Origin of the sequence: Devosia sp. (assembly GCF_028290625.1) — a bacterium.
Lineage (GTDB): Bacteria > Pseudomonadota > Alphaproteobacteria > Rhizobiales > Devosiaceae > Devosia.
Genome location: NZ_JAQGJM010000008.1, coordinates 257,309 through 274,560, shown reverse-complemented (window position 1 = coordinate 274,560; position 17,252 = coordinate 257,309). Strand labels below are relative to the sequence as shown.

Sequence of the window (17,252 nt, the reverse complement as noted above, 5' to 3'; positions counted from 1 at the left end):
ATGACCTTCACGCAGCACCAGACCACCCTCATCGGCGACGCCCCCGGGACGGCCACCACGCTCTATAGCTACACCGCCGGCCCTGCCGACGCGGCCATCAAGGTTCACCTGCAAGCCGCGCTCCATGCCGATGAGCAGCCCGGCACCATGGCCTTGCATCACCTGCTGCCCATGCTGCGCGATGCCGATGCGGCCGGCCAGCTCAAGGCGCGTTTCGTGGCTTTCCCCTCGGTCAATCCGCTCGGCCTCGCCAATGGCTCGCTGCGCCACCATATCGGCCGCTACGACACCCAGACCGGCCTCAACTACAACCGCCGCTGGCCCGATCTCTATCCCGCCATCGCCGATGCCATTGCGGGCAAACTGACCAGCGACGCCGCCACCAATACCAGGCTTATCCGCGCGGCAGTCGCCGCCTTCATCGCCACCCAGCGCCCCACTTCGGCCGCTCAGCAGCTTCGCCTCATCACCCTGCAGTCCGCCCACGACGCCGACATCGTGCTCGACCTGCATTGCGACGACGACAGCCTCAAACACATTTTCACCTCGCCCGAACTGATGCCCGGCCTGCAGGATCTCGCCGACTGGTTCGGCTCCGAGGCCACCCTCACCGCCGAAGACAGCGGCGGCGGCTCTTTCGATGAGGTCCTGCCCCTGCTCTACCGCAAGGCTCAGCGCGCCAATCCCGGTTTTCCCATCTCCATGGCCTCGGAAACCGCCACCCTGGAATATCGCGGCCAGGCCGATGTGTTCGATGCCATCGGCCATGCCGACGCGCAGGCCCTGTTCAATTTCTTCGCCGACCGCGGCCTGATCGCCGCCGATCCCGGCCCGCGCCCAAAGCCTGCCCCAGCGCCAGTTCCCTTCGAAGCCACCGAAGTCCTGCGCGTCGATGCGCCGGGCCTCCTCGCCTACCACGTCGCCTTGGGTGACCGGGTCACCAAGGGCCAACCCGTCGCCGATCTCATCGCCATGGACGGCCCCGAAGCCTTCCTCTCCCGCCGCCCGATTTTGGCCGGCACCGACGGCTTCATCCTGTCCCGCGCCTCCGCAAAGTACGTGAAGCGCGGGAGTTCGATTGCCAAGATTGTGGGGACGGAGCCGTTGCCCACAAGGACGGGTGGATATTTGCTGGAAGACTAATGTCAGACCGGTGAGAGGTGGTTCCCCACCCACAAGAGGGAGGGAGAAGTAGGTCCTCTCCCCACTCACTGTCCTTCCCGCGGACTTGATCCGCGGGCCACTCTCCGCTCACACCGTGTTGAAAAAGGCCCGCGGATCAAGTCCGCGGGAAGGCCGGTGGGTGGGGTTAGCCCAAGCGACCAGCCGGACCGGCCCTACCCCGCCAACTGTGTCAAAACCGCCTCCGCCTCCGCCTTCACCAGCCGCGCCCGCGTCGGCACCGTGGTCAGCAGATAGTGCGGCAACTCGATCGCATCCAGGGGCCGGGCGAAATAGAACCCCTGCAACTGATGACAAGCTATCCCACTGAGGAACTCAGCCTGCTCCCTGGTCTCCACGCCCTCGGCGGTAATCTTGAGCTTGAGCGTCTTGCCCAGCGACGCGATCGCCTTGAGAATATCGCGCGCCACCGGATCGGTGCTGGATGCCTCGACGAACGAACGGTCGATCTTGATCTTGTCGAACGGGAACTTCAGCAGATAGCTCAGGCTGGAATAGCCCGTGCCGAAATCGTCCATGGCGATGGTGACGCCGAGCGCGCGGATTTCCGCGAGCTTCTCGGTCACTTCGTCGAGGCTCTCCATCAACAGCCCCTCGGTAATCTCAATCTCCAGCCGCTCCGGCGCGATGCCCGATAGCGACAGCGCCCGCTCGACCACCAGCGCGATGTCCGAGCGCCGAAAATGCTTGGCCGACAGGTTGACCGCCACCGTCAGGTGATCGGGCCAGGTCGCGGCCGCCATGCAGGCCTGCAGAATGGTCCAGTCGCCGACCTCGACGATCAGGTTGGATTGCTCGGCGATCGGAATGAATTCGGCCGGTTGCACCAGTCCGCGGATCGGGTGGTTCCAGCGCACCAGCGCCTCGAATCCGGTCGGCTGGCCATCCACGGCCGATACCAACGGCTGGTAATGCAGCACCAATTCATTATTGCCGATGGCGTCGCGCAGTTCCACCTCCAGCAGGCGCCGCTCGCGCGCCTCGCTGTCCATCTGGCTCTCGAAAAACCGGAACACGCTGCGCCCGTCCGCCTTGGCGCGATACAGCGCCAGGTCGGCGTTACGCAAAATCTCGTCGGGACGCGTGCCGTTTATCGGCGCAAGCGCGATGCCGATGCTGACCCCGATCGAGACGAACTCACCGTCGATATCATAGGGTTTCTTGACGTCCTCCAGCAGCCGCGCCGCGACCGTGGCGACGTTCTCGGCCATCGCGTCGTTGGGCAGGATGATGGCGAATTCGTCGCCGCCCAGCCGCGCCACCACATCCGTATCGCGTACCGACCGCTGCACGCGTCGGGCCACCTGCACCAAAAGCTTGTCGCCGATCATGTGGCCGCGTGTATCGTTGACCGATTTGAACTGGTCCAGATCCAGATACAGCACCGAAAACGGCGCGCCATAACGCTCCAGCCTTGCGACCGCCTGGTTGAGCTGTTCGGTAAACTTGGTGCGGTTGAGCAGCCCCGTCATCGGGTCGTGATGCGCCAGCTTGGTGATGCGCCGCTCGGCGATCTTGCGCTCGCTCACGTCCGAGCCGGTGCCGATATAGCCGAGATAGACGCCGCTATCGTCGAAGGCCGGTTTGCCAGTCAGGTTCCACCAGCATTCCTGCCCGCCCGCCGTCACCCGCAATTCGACATCCTGGAACGTCTGCCGGTCCGCCACGTCGAACTCGACCTGCGCCATCAGCGGGTCCTCAGGCGGGGTGATGCAGGCCAGGAAATGCACGAAATCGGCGCCCAGCAGCGCCTCCTCGGTCACCCCGGTGGCCGCCGTGAAGCCGCCCGAAATCCGGTTGATCCGCCCGCTCTCGTCAAAGCCCCAGATCCAGTCCGAAGTATTCTGTTCGAATTCGCGCAGTAGCAGCCCGATGATCTGGCGCTTTTCCTGCACCTGGCCTTCGGATACGCGATGATCGATGAACGAGCGCGCATGGCGAAACGCAATCGCCATCATGATGATCGAAAAGCCCGCCAGCAGCGGCACCTGCACCCACAGGTCGGGCACGCTGTGCAATCCCGCCACCGACCAGAATGCCCCCACCAGCAGCGGCAGCGTGAAGGCGATGAAAGCCTGCGGATAATTGACCATCGCCATCATCGAGATGCACATCAGCCCGCCGACGCCGATCGTGGCAGCGCTGCGCACCAGCGCGCTGTCCCCGACCGGCAAGATGTTGAGCGTCGCGCCCCATAGCCCGCCCAGCGCGATGGCAAAGCAGATGGCCTTGATGACAGCGGCGAGCGGAAACCCCAAAGTGGTCGGCGGCGCTGATCGGCGCGCCATCACCGTGGCCGCACCATAGATCAGGTTGAGCGCCAAAAGGCACGCCAGCAGCGGCGCAAACCGCGCCGTGCCCCAAGTCAGTATCAGGAAGATGGCGCTGACCACCAGTGATCCCGCCAGCAGCGCCGGCGTCGTCTGGCCCACCGAGCGCAATTGTTGCCGCAACAGCTTGTTGCGGACTGGAACCGCCAGTTTATCCGCGCCAATCAGCCGATCGATCATTCCGTTGACCGACGAAATCAGGCCAAGCATGACTGACAGTCCTGGGACACTCATGACAAGACCATGCCGCACAGCGTTTAATATTGCGTATGCACAATGATCGGGACTTCTTGCCAGCCTTACAACAATCGCAGTTAACGCCTGTTAATTTCGGATCGCTTCCCACCGCCGCCGCGTGCCGCCTTCAGACCCGTGATCGCCGCCTTCACCCGGGCCGCGTCGAGCGGCTTCATCACCACCCCATCGGCGCCTGCAGCCAGGGCCCTGGTGCGTTCCGACAGTATCGAGATCATGAAGACCGGGATCGCCGCCGTCGCAGGGTCCGATTTCAGCGCCGCCAGCACGTCCCAGCCATCGAAACCCGGCATCAGGATATCGAGGAAAATCGCCGTCGGCCTCACCGTCCGCGCAATCTGCAGCGCCGATTGCGGCGCATCGGTGCAGATCGGCACATAGCCCTCCTTGAGGAACAGCCGCTCGGCCAGTTCCAGGAAATTGCGATCGTCATCGACCACCAGCAGCCGCTCGCGCGTATCGTCGATGACGACCGCATCGGCCAACGCCACGCTGGGCACGCTGGTCTCCGCATCGATTTCGTCGAGGAATGCCTGCTCGTCCGCGCTCGGGCCCCGATGCATCACGGCCGGCAGTGTTTCCTCCGGCGTCGCCTGCGCGACCCTGATCGGCAGGCGGATGACAAAGCGGCTGCCTTTGCCCAATTCACTCTCGACCGAAATACCACCACCCATCAGCCGGCACAGGTTCTGGCTCAGCGCCAGCCCCAGCCCGGCGCCACCATGGCTCGCGCCCATTCTGGTGAACCTGGAAAACAGCACGCGCTGCTGCTCGCGTGAGATCCCGATGCCGGTATCGGCCACCGCCACCTCGATCCCGTCGCCCTCGCGCCGCACCGACAGCGTCACCCTGCCGTTCCGGGTGAATTTGGTCGCATTCGACAGCAGGTTGAAAATCGCCTGCCGCAGCTTGCCTGCGTCCAAGTGGACCGTGCCCAGACTGGCCCCGCGCTCGACCACCAGCACATTGGCATTTTGCGCCGCCAGCGGCCGCGCCGTCGCCTCCAGCTGGTCGATCAGCGTGTTGAGGTCGACATCGGCCAGGTGCAGCGCCATCTTGCCGGTCTCGATCCGGGAAATGTCCAGGATGTCATTGGCCATCGCCAGCAGCTGCTTGCCCGCCGCGCTGATCCGCTGCAGGTCGGCAATCTGCTGACCGTGCCCGTCCAGTTCAGCGTCCTGCAACAGCATTTCCGAATAGCCAAGCACCGCATTGAGCGGCGTGCGCAGTTCATGGCTCATCTTGGCCAGGAATTCCGACTTGGCCCCATTGGCCCGCTCGGCTTCGTCCCTCGCTGCCGCCAGCTTGTTCGCCCTGTCCTGCTGCCGCTCGATCTCCTCGATCAGCTCGGCCTGGCGCCTGGCCATGCGCACATAATGGCCCACCATCACGATCACGCAGACACCAGCGCCCACCACCGACAGCACGAGCCACCGCGAACCGACGCCGCCATACACCACCGCGAAACCCAGATTGACCACGCTCGCCAGCGCCAGCAGCGCATGGGCCCACGGCAGCAGCTTCGGCAGCGCCCGAAATTTCGCCAATGCTCCCATAAGCCGTCTCGCTACCCGCTCGGCGCGACATTGGCCCCAACCCTTTTAGAACTCGTAAAGGATTGGTTGCAGAGTGAAGTGACTGGGGATTGCGGTGAAAACCGCCCCTCATCCGCCCTTCGGGCACCTTCTCCCGCAGGGGGAGAAGGGAAAGAACCGAGTCTCCTCAGTCGTTACCCCTCTCCCCTTGCGGGAGAGGGACAGATCATTCTGCGTTCAGCAGAATGATCTGGGTGAGGGGTTGCGATGCCCCTAAACCCCCAATACCCCATGCTCCAGCGCCGCCATCACGCCGCGCAGTTCCGCCAGCCCCTTCATCCGTCCGATGGTCGGATAACCAGGCTGCGAGCGCCGGCCGAGATCGTCCAGAATATCCTGCCCATGGTCCGGCCGCATCGGGATGATGTGATCCGCCCGCCCCGCCGCCTTGCGCTTTTTCTCCTCGCGCACGATCGCCGCGATCAGCGCCACCATGTCGGTATCGCCGCCCAAATGCTCAGCCTCGTAGAACGAGCCCACCATATCGCTGTTGTCGCGCTTGACGTTGCGCAGGTGCAGGAAGTGCACCTTGTCGCCCAGCCGCTCCATTATTCCCGGCAGATCGTTATCCGGCCGCGCGCCCAGCGAGCCCGAGCACAGCGTCATCCCGTTGGCGGGGTTGTCCACCGCGTCCAGCATGGACTTGTAATCAGCTTCCGTCGACATCACCCGCGGCAGTCCCAGCAGTGCGAACGGCGGATCATCCGGATGGCAGCACAGCCGCACCCCGAGGTCTTCTGCCGTCGGCACTACCGCCTCAAGGAAATCCACGAAATTGGCCCGCAGCCGCTCGGCCGAAATACGATCGTATTCGCTCAAATGCTGCCGCACGTCGTCGAGGCTCATCGACTCAGTCGATCCGGGCAGCCCCATGGTCACATTGCGCGCCAGGGCCTTCTTGCCCGCCTCGTCCAGCGCCCCAAACCGCCGCGCGGCCTCATCTGCGATGGCATTGGTATAGTCGGCGCCTGCGCCGGGCCGGTCCAGGATATGGATATCGAAGGCGGCGAAATCATTGATGTCGAAGCGCATGCAGGAGCCGCCGTTTGGCAGGTTCCAGCGCAAGTCGGTGCGGGTCCAGTCCAGCACCGGCATGAAATTGTAGCAGATCACTTCGACGCCGCTGTCGCGCAGGTTGCGCATTGAAATCTTGTAGTTCTCGATATGGGCGCGCCACTCGCCCTTCTGCTTCTTCATGTCCTCGGTGACGGGCAGGCTTTCCACCACGTCCCAGGTCAGCCCCGATGCCGTGCCGTCCTTGCGCGTACCGATTTCACGATGCCGCTTGGCGATCTCCTCGGGGCTCCACACCACCCCGTTGGGCACATGGTGCAGCGCGCTGACCACGCCCACGGCGCCGACCTGGGTGATATCGTCGATCGAGGTAATATCGGCTGGCCCGAACCACCGCCACGTCTGTCGCACGACAAAGACTCCATTCTTGTATGGTAGTGCTTTGCCACACCGGCCTGCGCCGATAAAGCGCTATTCGCCGTTTGCCAGCGCGATCAGCCTATCGGCATGGCACGGTGTGCCCGCCTTGCACCAGCAGGCCAGGTTCCGCCCCGCCAGTTCCGCCTTGATGACCGCCAGCTCCGGCGGTGGTCCCGGCGACAATTCCGGATCGAGCGTCCCGTTCACCCAGCGCCCATAGCGCCTGACGGCCTCCGCCTGGGCCGCGCCCTTGCCCACGCCCAGTTCCGCCATCACCTCGGCAATGGTGAACGGGTTGCCCCACTTGCCCGGCCGAGCCACGCTCTGTGCCGGTAATCCATTGAGCGCCAATGAACTGCCCTGCAGGTCGAACCCGGCCTTTCTCGACAGAACCAGCCGCTGTGGTTTCATCGCAAATCCTTGTCATAGACGAATTTCGGCATCTCCCATTTGAAGAAGATCGCCAGCACCCGCATGGTAAACCCGATCGCGCCGGCCACCACGATCATCACATCCGCATGCCCGCCCCACTGCAAGCCAAAGTAATAGATCGCGCCCGTCACCGCCGAGCACGTGGCGTAGAGCTCGCCACTGAACACGAGTGGAACGTCGTTGCACAGTACATCGCGCAAAATCCCGCCGGTGATCCCCGTCAGCATGCCCGCCACGATGACGATCATCGGATGCACGCCCATCGCCATGCCCACATTGCAGCCGATAATGGAAAACACCACAAGGCCCAGCGCATCCAGTAGCAGGAACGGCCAGCGCAGCCGGTCGACCACCCGCGCAATGGCAATGGTCAGCAACGCCGCCCCGCAACTGATCAGCAGCAGGTAGGGATTTTCCACCCAGCTCAGCGGGTAATGCCCGAGGATGATATCGCGCGCCGAGCCACCTCCGAGCGCCGTCACGCAGGCCAGCACGCAGACCCCGAACCAATCCATCTTGCGCCGCCCGGCAGCCAGCGCCGCCGTCATCGCTTCGACGGTAATGGCGACATAGAAAATCACGGTGAGCATGAACTATCCTTGGCGTGGAAACCGGGTTGCCGCCGCTCCGTTACCAATGGAGAGTTCGACGTCTTAGGAGTTGGTCATGCGAAAACCCCAGAGCGTCAAGGCCCTTGAAACCTTCGGCCGCGTCCGCCTGTCGGAAAACTTCTTCATGCGCGATTTTCTCTATTCCGAAATCGCCATCATCAACGGCTTCCAGAACCTCCCCGACGATCCCGATCTCGCCATCGCCGCCGGCAAAGTGCTCTGCGAAACCCTGCTCGAACCGCTACAAGCCCGCTTCGGCCGGCTCTCGGTGCGCTCGGCCTATCGCTCGCCCGAGGTCAACCATTTCGGCAATATCAACAGGCTGAACTGCGGCAGCAACGAAGGCAATTTTGCCGGCCACATCTGGGACCGTCGCGACGCCGCCGACCGCATGGGCGCCACCGCCTGCATCATCGTCAACCGCTTCATCCCCTACTACGAACGCACCGGCGATTGGGAAGCCATGGCCTGGTGGGTCCACGACCACTTGCCTTATTCCGATATGGAATTCTTCCCCAAATTCGCGGCTTTCAACCTGCAATGGCGGGAAGAGCCGATACGGGGGATTTACAGTTTCATCCCGCCGAGGCGTGGGAGATTGACGGAGCCGGGGAAGGCGAACTGGGCGGGGAAGCATGAGCAGGCTTACGCCGCGATGCTGGATGAAATTGGGTAAGCCTCAAGACTCCCCACCCACTGTCCCTCCCGCGGACTTGATCCGCGGGCCCCTCTCAACACGGCACAAGCGGCCAAAGGCCCGCGGATCAAGTCCGCGGGAAGGGCGGTGGTTTGGGTAGATCGCATTCTAGCTAAAGAAAATCCGCCCGCGCCGGCGTAAACACATCCACCAACCGCCCCGCCTCCAGCGCCTTCACTCCATGCACCAACCCGCTGGGGACAATGAAACTCCCCCCGGTCCCCACAACCTGGGTCACCCCGTCAATGGTCACCTCAAAGCTCCCCTCGGCAACATAGCTCACCTGCACATGCGGATGGCTATGCAGCGCCCCCACCGCACCCGCCTCGAACCCGAACTCCACCTGCATCAGCTCCGGCGTGTGGATCAGCACTCGCCGCCGATTTCCCGTCGCCACTTCGATCCAGGCCGCATCACCCGCCTGCGCAAAAACCTTGTCCATGCTCACCTCGCCAACCAGCCCCCGTCCACCGGCACCACAGCGCCGTGCATATATCCCGCCGCCCGCGACAGCAGGAATACCGCCGCGTCGCCGATATCGCTCGGCTCGCCCCAGCGCCCCGCCGGTATTCGTGCCAAAATCCCTGCCGACCGATCGGCATCCGCGCGCAGCGCCGTGGTATTATTGCTCTCGATATAGCCGGGCGCGATGGCGTTCACATTGATCCCGCGCGCCGCCCACTCATTGGCCAACAGCCGCGTAACGCCCAAAACACCGTGCTTGGACGCCGTATAACTCGCGACCCGAATGCCGCCCTGAAAGCTCAGCATCGAGGCGATATTGACGATCTTCCCCGCCCGCCCTGCGGCCAGAACTTTGCGTCCAAACGCCTGGCACAAAAAGAACATCGCCTTGAGATTGACGTCCATCACCTCGTCCCAATCGGCCTCGGTGAAATCCACCGCGTCGACGCGCTTGATGATACCGGCATTATTCACCAGCCCATCGATCGGCCCATGCGCCTCCCAGGCCCGTTCGAACATTTCCGGCGCGCCGCTCGACAGGTCCGCGCTCACCGGCACGAACTCCGCGCCAATCGCCGCCATCAATCCCGCCGTCTCATCCAGCGATGAGCGTCCAACGCCGATCACCCGTCCACCGGCCCGACCGATCGACACCGCAATCCCTTGCCCGATCCCGGTATTGGCGCCCGTCACCAGAACCGCCTTGCCCTCAAGGCTGAACGCCGACAAATCCATCAGCGCAGTTCTTCCATCGCCACCTTGTCAACGTCGGTATAGTCGACATTGTCGCCCGCCATCGCCCAGATGAAGGTATAGCTTGCGGTCCCCACCCCCGAATGGATCGACCAGGACGGCGACAAAACCGCCTCCTCGTTCTTGACCATCAGGTGCCGCGTCTCGTCATATTCGCCCATCAGGTGCACCACCCGCGCGTCATCGGCGAGATCGAAGTACAGATACGCCTCGCTGCGCCGGTCGTGATAATGGCTCGGCATGGTGTTCCACACCGATCCCGCCGCCAGCGTCGTCATCCCAACCACCAATTGGCAGGTCTTGGCGCCTTCAGGATGGATAAACTGGAAGATCGAGCGTTCATTGCTCGTCGCCTGGCTCCCCAGATCGACCCGCTTGGCATCGTCGATCTTGATGAGTTTGCTCGGATGGCTCGCATGCGCCGGCGCGCTGATCAGGTAAAACTTGGCCGGCTCGTCCGCATCGTCCGAAGCAAAGCTCACCGCCTTGGCGCCCATTCCCACATAAAGCATATCCCGCGCCGCCAGCTTATGGCTCGCGCCATCGACGCTGATGCTCCCGGCCCCACCGATGTTGACCGCGATCAGCTCCCGCCGATCCAGAAAATTGGCCGTCCCAGTCGGCTTGATCGCCTCCAGCGCCAGCGCGGTGCCACCGGGCGTCGCCCCGCCGATGGCCAGCCGGTCATAGTGCGAATAGGTCCAGTTCACCCCACCCAGCGTGAACAATTCCTCGATCAAAAAGTGCTCGCGCAGCTCGTCGGTATTCATCGTCGCGGCGCTGACCGGGTCGATGGCAAAGCGGATTTCGAAATCGGTGGTCATGCGGAGCTCCTCAGCGCGTGCCCCGCCCTTCTAGCCTGCGGCCATCTGGTATGGAAGACGGAGGGCGCAAGAAACTCTCACCCATCCCACCCACCGGCCTTCCCGCGGGCTTGACCCGCGGGCCTCTCGCCGCTTGTGCCGAGTGGAAAGCGACCCGCGGATCAAGTCCGCGGGCAGCACCGTGGATTGGCCTTCAGGGGGGGTTCTCCTGCCTAAATATGGATCGCGCCATCCTCGAGCGACAGTGCCGCCTCGCGCACCGCTTCCGACAGTGTCGGATGCGCATGCGTGGTCCGCGACAGGTCTTCGGCCGAACCCGAGAACTCCATCAGCACCACCAGTTCGTGGATCATCTCGCCGGCATTCTTGCCCACGATATGAGCGCCCAGCACCCGGTCGGTCTCGACATCCGCCAAAATCTTGACGAAGCCCTGCGTCGCCAGCATCGCCTTGGCGCGGCCATTGGCGGTGAACGGGAACTTGCCGATCTTGTAGTTGATGCCCTCGGCCTTGAGTTCGTCCTCGGTCTTGCCGACCGTGGCGATTTCCGGATTGGTGTACACCACCGCCGGCATTGCCGCGTAGTTCACATGCCCGGCCTGCCCATTGAGAATCTCGGCCACCGCAATGCCCTCGTCCTCAGCCTTGTGCGCCAGCATCGGCCCGGCGATCACATCGCCAATGGCATAGATGCCATCCACCGAAGTCTTGAACTGCGCATCGACGCGCACGCGCCCACGCTCGTCCAGCGCCACGCCGACGATATCCAGCCCCAGCCCGTCGGTGAACGGCTTCCGCCCGATCGCCACCAGCGCCACGTCGGCATCCAGCAGCTCCATGTCGCCGCCCTTGGCCGGCTCGATCCGCACCTTGAGCGAGCCATCATCCTGCTTGTCGATGCCCGCGACCTTGCTCGACAGCTTGAATTCCATGCCCTGCTTTTGCAGCATGCGCTGGAATTGCCGCGCCACTTCGCTGTCCATGCCCGGCAAAATCCGGTCGAGGAACTCGACCACGGTCACCTGCGACCCCAGCCGCGCCCAGACCGAACCCAGTTCCAGCCCGATCACGCCCGCGCCGATCACCAGCAGGCGCTTCGGCACCTTGTCCAGGTTCAGCGCCCCGGTCGAAGTCACGATCTGCTTCTCGTCGATTTCGATTCCCGGCAGGTTGGCGGAAACCGACCCCGAGGCGATGACGATGTTCTTGGTCTCAATCTCGGTGCGTGCGCCATTCTCGGGCGTCACGAATACCTTGCCCGGCGCCGCAATGGTGCCGATGCCGCGGAACGTGGTGATCTTGTTTTTCTTGAACAGATAATCCACCCCGCCCACATTGGCGGCCACCGTGTCGATCTTGTGGTTCATCATCTGTGGCAGGTTCAGCACCGGCGCCGGAATATCGATCCCCAGCGCCTTGAAGCCGTGGCCGGCCTCCTCGAACATTTCGCTGGCATGCAGCAGCGCCTTGGAGGGGATGCAGCCGATATTGAGGCAGGTGCCTCCCAGCGTGCTCCACTTCTCCACCACCGCAACCTTCATCCCCAGTTGGGCCGCACGGATTGCCGCGACATAGCCGCCCGGACCCGAGCCGATGATGGTGAGATCGAACGCGTCTGCCATGATGGAAAGCCCCAAACTGCTAGTGCTGCTGTGCCACTGCTACACGAATGGCCAGTAAAATGAATGTAATGCCGGTGACACGATTAAACCACCGGCCCAGACGGAAAAAGCCCTGTCGCACGCTAGCCGTCGTAAAGAAAATCGACACCAGCGCAAACCAGGCAAAAAGCATCATGCTCATGCACAGCACATAGAACACCTTGATGTCGCCGCCGGTATGCGCGGACACGAGCGTGGTGAACAGCGCGAGGAAAAACAGCACCGCCTTGGGGTTGAGCAGGTTGGTCAAAAAACCCAGGCCGAACGCCGCCCAATCGCTGCGCCGCGCCTCGCTCTCATCCCCAATGATCGGCGGCGTCGGCGCTGGACTGCGCAGCGCCGCGATCGCCAGCCACACCAGATAAGCGGCGCCCGCCCATTTCAAAATGTTGAACAGCAGCAGCGACTGCCCCACGATCACGCCAACGCCCAGCAGCGTGTAACTGCCATGCACCAGGATCGAGGTGGCGATCCCCGCCGAGGTGAACAAAGCCGCCCGCCGATCCTGCGCAATCGATTGCCGCAGCACCATGGCGAAATCCGCGCCCGGAATGACCGCATTGATGGCGAATGCCAGCATCAGGCCGGCAAATTCAAACCATGGAAAGCTCATCGGACCACCGCGCAGTTATGACGATCCATACCTATACGGGGCGTCGCTGGGGCGAAAGCCGAAATCCGGCGGTCTCATCAGCCCATTCTGCACGTAGAAAGCGGATGGGGCACTCCAGCCGACTGCATTTTCTCTCCAGCCGCTGGCGCTCCTGCTTACCCAAATCTCACACCTGTCCTTCCCGCGGGCTTGACCCGCGGGCCACTGGCCGCTTGTGCCATACCGATAGAGGCCCGCGGATCAAGTCCGCGGGAAGGCAGGGGGTGGGGATGAATCGCGTGCTGATGCTAGAAAGCCAGCCGCTACCTTGCACACCCGGCAAAAGTGAACACATCGCCCGGATCGGCGTCATTAAACTCGCGCCGATAGCTCGAATACCACATCGCCGAGGTCAGTTGTGGCAACAGGATCTGCAGCGGTGCCGGCGCCAGATCATTGCTCGCCAGCACGCTGATGCCGTTCACCATCTCGGTATAGACCACCGCTTCCCACAGGCGGCAGGTCTGCACCTTCTTGGCGTCGGCCTTAGGATCGCAGGGGCCTTCCAAAGCGCCCCAGGATTGCGCGTAACCGTTCGGCTGCCACACGTCGCCGCGCAGCACCACGCCGGATTTGGGCAGGGTCATGGTGAAGGCGGCGGTCTGGTTGACCATCGCCGAAACCGGCACTTCATGAAATTCGATGATCCAGTCGCTGCCCGGCTGATCGTAGCGCGCATTCACCAGCGGGCACTCTGCTCCCAATGCCGGCGCGATCACTCCCGCCACCACCAACAACGCCCCCAACAGCCGCATCGCCGCCCTCCCCGCGATGATGAGCTTATCGCATCGGCGCCGTCCGCCAAGTCATGCTTTCACTGCGAGGCGATTTCCTGGGCCTTTTTTAATGGGCCCGACAACTGTTTATCGATATCCATCGCCCCGCCCTCGACCTCGGCCAGGAAGTTGCGACAAAACTCCTCCTTGTCCCCGGCCTGGTTATAGGCGGCCATGATCTGCGCCCCGCCATAAGTCTCGGCCGTTTCAAGCTGCCCCGGCGCGCCGCCACCCAGCCGCTCGATCACCCGGTCGGCTAGGTCCAGAAATCCCACATTGCGCAGATACCAGTTGTCGCCGGCTTCCTCATAGGCGCCGTCAAGCCCGGTGGTTTCGTAGCAATGCGAGGTCATCGCCGAAACGATGGCGGCCGAGGCGTGAAACGCCATCAACTCACCGACCAGCTTGGCGTCGCCGTCCTGCCCCTTGGCCACCCCGCCCGTCAGCACCACCATCGCCACGCATGCAACCGCTCTCAAACCCGTCAACCAAACCACTCCGGAACACTCAACCCGCGCCATAGCACCTTTAGGGGGCTGATACCGGCAAAACCTTGCCCGCTTGTTGCTGTGCACCGGTTGGGCCATCACTTTTGCACGAGATAATCGGCAAATTCGCCTAGCCGAATCGATGTAGCGGCCTCCCTGCCGCCCAGCGCCCCTCCCTTCGCTGCCCCTTGCGGGGAGGGGTCTCTTCAACGAACGCAAGACCGACGGCGGCAACCAATCGCCTAGGGCGCGATCCCCCGGCCGCCCGTCACATTGATCACCGAGCCGGTGGTGTAACTGGCCTCATCCGACAGCAGCCACAAAATCGCCCTCGCCACCTCCTCCGCCGTGCCCGGCCGCGGGATCGGCAGCGATGGTCCAAGCCGGCTTGCCCGGTCCGGATCGCCACCCGCCGCATGGATATCGGTGGCTATAATGCCCGGCCGTACGCCATTGACCCGAATACCGTCGCCCGCCACTTCCAGCGCCAGCCCGACGGTGAAGCTGTCGATGGCGCCCTTGGCCGCCGCGTAATCCACATAGGTATTGGGTGCGCCCAGCTTGGCCGCCGCTGACGTCACATTGACGATGGCCCCGCCCTGCCCGCCGAACTTGGTCGACATCCGCCGCACTGCGCGCCCGGCGCATAGGATCGACCCGAACGTATTGACCGCGAAAATCCGCTGCAACCGCGCCAGGTCCAAATCCTCGACCCGAATGCTGGGCTCGATCGTCCCAGCGTTATTGACCAGTCCCGCCAGCCTCCCCATGCGATCGGCCGCGGCGAAAATATGGTCGATATCCGCCTCCAGCGTCACATCGCCCCGCACCGCCACGGCCTCGCCACCCTTGCCATGGACCGTCGCGCAAACTCGCTCCGCCGCTTCGACATTGCCCGCATAATTGACGATGACCCCATAACCCCGCTCCGCCGCCAACACCGCCGTCGCCGCGCCAATCCCGCGCGACCCGCCGGTAACGATCAGAACCTTGTCAGACATCGCCAAATCTCCCTGGATGTGTACAGTCTAGGACGTAATGTTGATGGGCGCACCCCTCTCCGCACCTCCCCAGGGTCGAGATGCAGCCGCTTTCGTCGTCGCCAAAAGGATCTGCGTTCCGATGCCCCACTCCACGACACGCTTGAGCTGTGCCTGCGGCCAGTTCCACCTTGAGGTCATCGGCGAGCCGCTCATCAACGCGGAATGTCATTGCACGAGTTGCCGAGAGGCTGGCGCCCGGCTCGCTTCCGTACCACCAGCCTTTCCACTCCAGGAAGCCAATGGCGGAACCCACTATCTGCTCTACCGAAAGGATCGCGTTCGCTTTCCAGACGGCACCCAAAACCTCGTCCAGTTTCACCTGACGCCGACCTCGCCCACCCGGCGCGTGCTCGCCAACTGTTGCAACACCCCCATCTTCACCGAATTCAAGAACGGCCACTGGCTGAGCCTCTATGCCGGGCTCTGGGCCGGGAAGCCTCTGCCCCCGCTCAACCTGCGCACCCAGACCGGCGACCTGCCACCGGGTACTGAGCTCACTGGCGATATCCCCGCTGGCGCAATGGCAACCGCCGGGTTCTACGCCAAGTTGCTCGGCTCCTGGATCGCCATGGGCTTTCGGGTGCCAACCATCGCCGTCACCGGCGATATCAAGGCCCGACAGCCGCCCAAACAAAAAAAGGCGCGGTCACCCGCGCCCTTTCAAAAATGAATGTGTCGACCGTTACAGGTCCAGCACCAGCCGCTCCGGCGCCTCAAGGCTTTCCTTGACGCGCACGAGGAAGGTAACAGCTTCCTTGCCGTCGACCACGCGGTGATCATAGCTCAGCGCCAGATACATCATCGGCCGTACGACCACTTCGCCATTCACGGCAATCGGCCGCTCTTGGATCTTGTGCATGCCCAGAATGCCCGACTGCGGCGCATTCAAAATCGGCGTCGACATCAGCGAGCCATATACACCACCATTGGAGATGGTGAAGGTGCCGCCCTGCATATCGGCCATCGACAACTGTCCGTCGCGCGCCTTCTTGCCAAGCACGTTGATCGACTTCTCGATCTCGGCGATCGACATCGTATCGGCATTGCGCACGACAGGCACGACCAGGCCCTTTTCGGTGCCCACGGCCACGCCAATGTGGGCGTAGTTCTTGTAGATCAGGTCGTCGCCATCGATCTCGGCATTGATCGAGGGGATTTCCTTGAGCGCATGCACCACGGCCTTGGTGAAAAAGCCCATGAAGCCGAGCTTGACGCCATGCTTCTTCTCGAACAACTCCTTGTAGGAATTGCGCAAATCCATCACCGGCTTCATGTCCACCTCGTTGAAAGTGGTCAGCATGGCGGCGGTGTTCTGGGCATCCTTCAGGCGGCGCGCAATGGTCTGGCGCAGCCGGGTCATCTTGACCCGCTCTTCGCGCGATGCGTCGTCGGCAGCGACCGGTGCACGTGGCGCGGCGGGAGCTTTGGGGGCCTCGACGGGCTTCGTGACTTCAGCGACCGCGGGCACCGCAGCCTGGGCTGCAGGCGCAGCCGGCGGCGTCAGCGGACGGCTCAAAGCTGCCAGCACGTCTTCCTTGAGCACCTGCCCGCGCTTGCCCGAACCTTCGATTTCCGAGCCGTTGATGTCGTTCTCGTTGATCAGCTTCTGCGCCGCCGGAGCCGGTGGCATCGTGGTGCCATTGACCGGGGCTGCGCCGGCCACAGCCGGCTTGATCGGCTCAGGGCCAGCGGCATTCGCCGCCGGAACGGCCGCCTTGGCCTCGACCGGCTTGGGTGTCACCACCGCACCGGCACCACCGATGGCGCCCAGCAATGCGCCGACGTCAACCGTGTCGCCCGGATTGGCCGCAATGGCTTCCAGCACGCCGGCTGCGGGGGCCGGCACTTCGATGGTGACCTTGTCGGTCTCCAGCTCGACCAGTGGTTCGTCGGCAGCGACGGTGTCGCCCACCTTCTTGAACCATTGCCCGATCGTGGCTTCGGTAACGCTCTCGCCCAGGGTCGGCACCCGGATTTCGGTCGACATAATTGGCAGGTCCTTTTTTTATGTCTCAAGCGCCCCTGAGCGGGACGCTACAAATTAGCGCGCAATG

General features: G+C 63.3%; 17 protein-coding genes. 3 read left to right on the top strand and 14 right to left on the bottom strand.

Annotated features, from left to right (window positions below; all coding sequences use genetic code 11):
* Positions 1-1,143 (top strand): M14 family metallopeptidase, encoded by a 1,143-nt coding sequence (locus JWR51_RS03425; protein WP_299743676.1) that lies wholly within the window; start codon positions 1-3, stop codon positions 1,141-1,143.
* A 194-nt stretch (positions 1,144-1,337) separates the two neighbouring features.
* On the opposite strand, the gene JWR51_RS03420 is transcribed toward JWR51_RS03425, so the two are convergent.
* The 5 genes from JWR51_RS03420 to JWR51_RS03400 all read right to left on the bottom strand — a co-directional run bounded on the left by JWR51_RS03420 (position 1,338) and on the right by JWR51_RS03400 (position 7,818).
* On the bottom strand, positions 1,338-3,722 hold the full coding sequence (locus JWR51_RS03420; RefSeq protein WP_299743674.1) for a bifunctional diguanylate cyclase/phosphodiesterase: 2,385 nt from the start codon (positions 3,720-3,722) through the stop codon (positions 1,338-1,340).
* Positions 3,723-3,826: 104 nt separating this feature from the next.
* Entirely contained in the window at positions 3,827-5,323 is a 1,497-nt protein-coding gene (locus tag JWR51_RS03415; RefSeq protein WP_299743672.1) for an ATP-binding protein, read from the bottom strand.
* A 252-nt stretch (positions 5,324-5,575) separates the two neighbouring features.
* Positions 5,576-6,787: a mannonate dehydratase gene (uxuA, locus tag JWR51_RS03410; protein WP_299743670.1), complete on the bottom strand. Its 1,212-nt coding sequence runs from the start codon at positions 6,785-6,787 to the stop codon at positions 5,576-5,578.
* A gap of 60 nt (positions 6,788-6,847) precedes the next feature.
* The gene (locus tag JWR51_RS03405) at positions 6,848-7,207 is read right to left on the bottom strand and encodes a DUF4326 domain-containing protein (protein ID WP_299743668.1); all 360 of its coding nucleotides are present in this window, start codon (positions 7,205-7,207) and stop codon (positions 6,848-6,850) included.
* Positions 7,204-7,818, bottom strand: coding sequence for a trimeric intracellular cation channel family protein (locus JWR51_RS03400; RefSeq protein WP_299743665.1), 615 nt, complete (start codon positions 7,816-7,818; stop codon positions 7,204-7,206). Before JWR51_RS03400 ends, JWR51_RS03405 begins: the two co-directional genes overlap by 4 nt.
* Before the next feature lie 76 nt (positions 7,819-7,894).
* On the opposite strand from JWR51_RS03400, the gene JWR51_RS03395 reads away from it, so the two are divergent.
* Positions 7,895-8,515 (top strand): hypothetical protein, encoded by a 621-nt coding sequence (locus JWR51_RS03395; protein WP_299743662.1) that lies wholly within the window; start codon positions 7,895-7,897, stop codon positions 8,513-8,515.
* 133 nt (positions 8,516-8,648) lie between these two features.
* Here the strand turns inward: JWR51_RS03395 and JWR51_RS03390 are convergent, their stop codons facing one another.
* The 8 genes from JWR51_RS03390 to JWR51_RS03355 form a co-directional block, all read right to left on the bottom strand.
* On the bottom strand, positions 8,649-8,978 hold the full coding sequence (locus JWR51_RS03390; RefSeq protein WP_299743660.1) for a cupin domain-containing protein: 330 nt from the start codon (positions 8,976-8,978) through the stop codon (positions 8,649-8,651).
* Positions 8,979-8,980: 2 nt separating this feature from the next.
* Positions 8,981-9,739, bottom strand: coding sequence for a 2-dehydro-3-deoxy-D-gluconate 5-dehydrogenase KduD (gene kduD / locus JWR51_RS03385; RefSeq protein WP_299743839.1), 759 nt, complete (start codon positions 9,737-9,739; stop codon positions 8,981-8,983).
* A complete protein-coding gene (gene kduI / locus JWR51_RS03380) occupies positions 9,736-10,578 on the bottom strand; it encodes a 5-dehydro-4-deoxy-D-glucuronate isomerase (protein WP_299743657.1) in 843 nt (280 codons plus the stop codon). The genes kduD and kduI overlap by 4 nt, the downstream gene beginning before the upstream one ends.
* A gap of 212 nt (positions 10,579-10,790) precedes the next feature.
* Positions 10,791-12,200, bottom strand: coding sequence for a dihydrolipoyl dehydrogenase (gene lpdA, locus JWR51_RS03375; RefSeq protein WP_299743654.1), 1,410 nt, complete (start codon positions 12,198-12,200; stop codon positions 10,791-10,793).
* Between the two features lie 19 nt (positions 12,201-12,219).
* Positions 12,220-12,852 carry a LysE family transporter gene (locus JWR51_RS03370; protein ID WP_299743652.1) on the bottom strand — a complete coding sequence of 211 codons (633 nt, stop codon included), beginning with the start codon at positions 12,850-12,852 and terminating at the stop codon, positions 12,220-12,222.
* 302 nt (positions 12,853-13,154) lie between these two features.
* Positions 13,155-13,646: a hypothetical protein gene (locus JWR51_RS03365; protein ID WP_299743649.1), complete on the bottom strand. Its 492-nt coding sequence runs from the start codon at positions 13,644-13,646 to the stop codon at positions 13,155-13,157.
* 59 nt (positions 13,647-13,705) lie between these two features.
* Complete coding sequence (locus tag JWR51_RS03360; protein ID WP_299743647.1) at positions 13,706-14,155, bottom strand: hypothetical protein; 450 nt, start codon at positions 14,153-14,155, stop codon at positions 13,706-13,708.
* A 242-nt stretch (positions 14,156-14,397) separates the two neighbouring features.
* Entirely contained in the window at positions 14,398-15,156 is a 759-nt protein-coding gene (locus tag JWR51_RS03355) for an SDR family oxidoreductase (RefSeq protein ID WP_299743644.1), read from the bottom strand.
* 43 nt (positions 15,157-15,199) lie between these two features.
* On the opposite strand from JWR51_RS03355, the gene JWR51_RS03350 reads away from it, so the two are divergent.
* The gene (locus tag JWR51_RS03350; RefSeq protein ID WP_299743641.1) at positions 15,200-15,868 is read left to right on the top strand and encodes a hypothetical protein; all 669 of its coding nucleotides are present in this window, start codon (positions 15,200-15,202) and stop codon (positions 15,866-15,868) included.
* Between the two features lie 12 nt (positions 15,869-15,880).
* Here the strand turns inward: JWR51_RS03350 and odhB are convergent, their stop codons facing one another.
* Complete coding sequence (gene odhB, locus JWR51_RS03345) at positions 15,881-17,185, bottom strand: 2-oxoglutarate dehydrogenase complex dihydrolipoyllysine-residue succinyltransferase (protein WP_299743639.1); 1,305 nt, start codon at positions 17,183-17,185, stop codon at positions 15,881-15,883.
* Between the last annotated feature and the right edge of the window lie 67 nt (positions 17,186-17,252).

Bases quoted from the DNA above. Each gene is read 5' to 3' on its own strand.
- JWR51_RS03365 (WP_299743649.1), bottom strand. From the start codon at position 13,646: ATGCGGCTGTTGGGGGCGTTGTTGGTGGTGGCGGGAGTGATCGCGCCG.
- JWR51_RS03350 (WP_299743641.1), top strand. From the start codon at position 15,200: ATGGGCGCACCCCTCTCCGCACCTCCCCAGGGTCGAGATGCAGCCGCT.
- JWR51_RS03355 (WP_299743644.1), bottom strand. From the start codon at position 15,156: ATGTCTGACAAGGTTCTGATCGTTACCGGCGGGTCGCGCGGGATTGGC.
- JWR51_RS03420 (WP_299743674.1), bottom strand. From the start codon at position 3,722: ATGCTTGGCCTGATTTCGTCGGTCAACGGAATGATCGATCGGCTGATT.
- lpdA (WP_299743654.1), bottom strand. From the start codon at position 12,200: ATGGCAGACGCGTTCGATCTCACCATCATCGGCTCGGGTCCGGGCGGC.
- JWR51_RS03395 (WP_299743662.1), top strand. From the start codon at position 7,895: ATGCGAAAACCCCAGAGCGTCAAGGCCCTTGAAACCTTCGGCCGCGTC.
- JWR51_RS03390 (WP_299743660.1), bottom strand. From the start codon at position 8,978: ATGGACAAGGTTTTTGCGCAGGCGGGTGATGCGGCCTGGATCGAAGTG.
- JWR51_RS03370 (WP_299743652.1), bottom strand. From the start codon at position 12,852: ATGAGCTTTCCATGGTTTGAATTTGCCGGCCTGATGCTGGCATTCGCC.
- JWR51_RS03415 (WP_299743672.1), bottom strand. From the start codon at position 5,323: ATGGGAGCATTGGCGAAATTTCGGGCGCTGCCGAAGCTGCTGCCGTGG.
- JWR51_RS03425 (WP_299743676.1), top strand. From the start codon at position 1: ATGACCTTCACGCAGCACCAGACCACCCTCATCGGCGACGCCCCCGGG.
- kduI (WP_299743657.1), bottom strand. From the start codon at position 10,578: ATGACCACCGATTTCGAAATCCGCTTTGCCATCGACCCGGTCAGCGCC.
- JWR51_RS03405 (WP_299743668.1), bottom strand. From the start codon at position 7,207: ATGAAACCACAGCGGCTGGTTCTGTCGAGAAAGGCCGGGTTCGACCTG.
- odhB (WP_299743639.1), bottom strand. From the start codon at position 17,185: ATGTCGACCGAAATCCGGGTGCCGACCCTGGGCGAGAGCGTTACCGAA.
- JWR51_RS03400 (WP_299743665.1), bottom strand. From the start codon at position 7,818: ATGCTCACCGTGATTTTCTATGTCGCCATTACCGTCGAAGCGATGACG.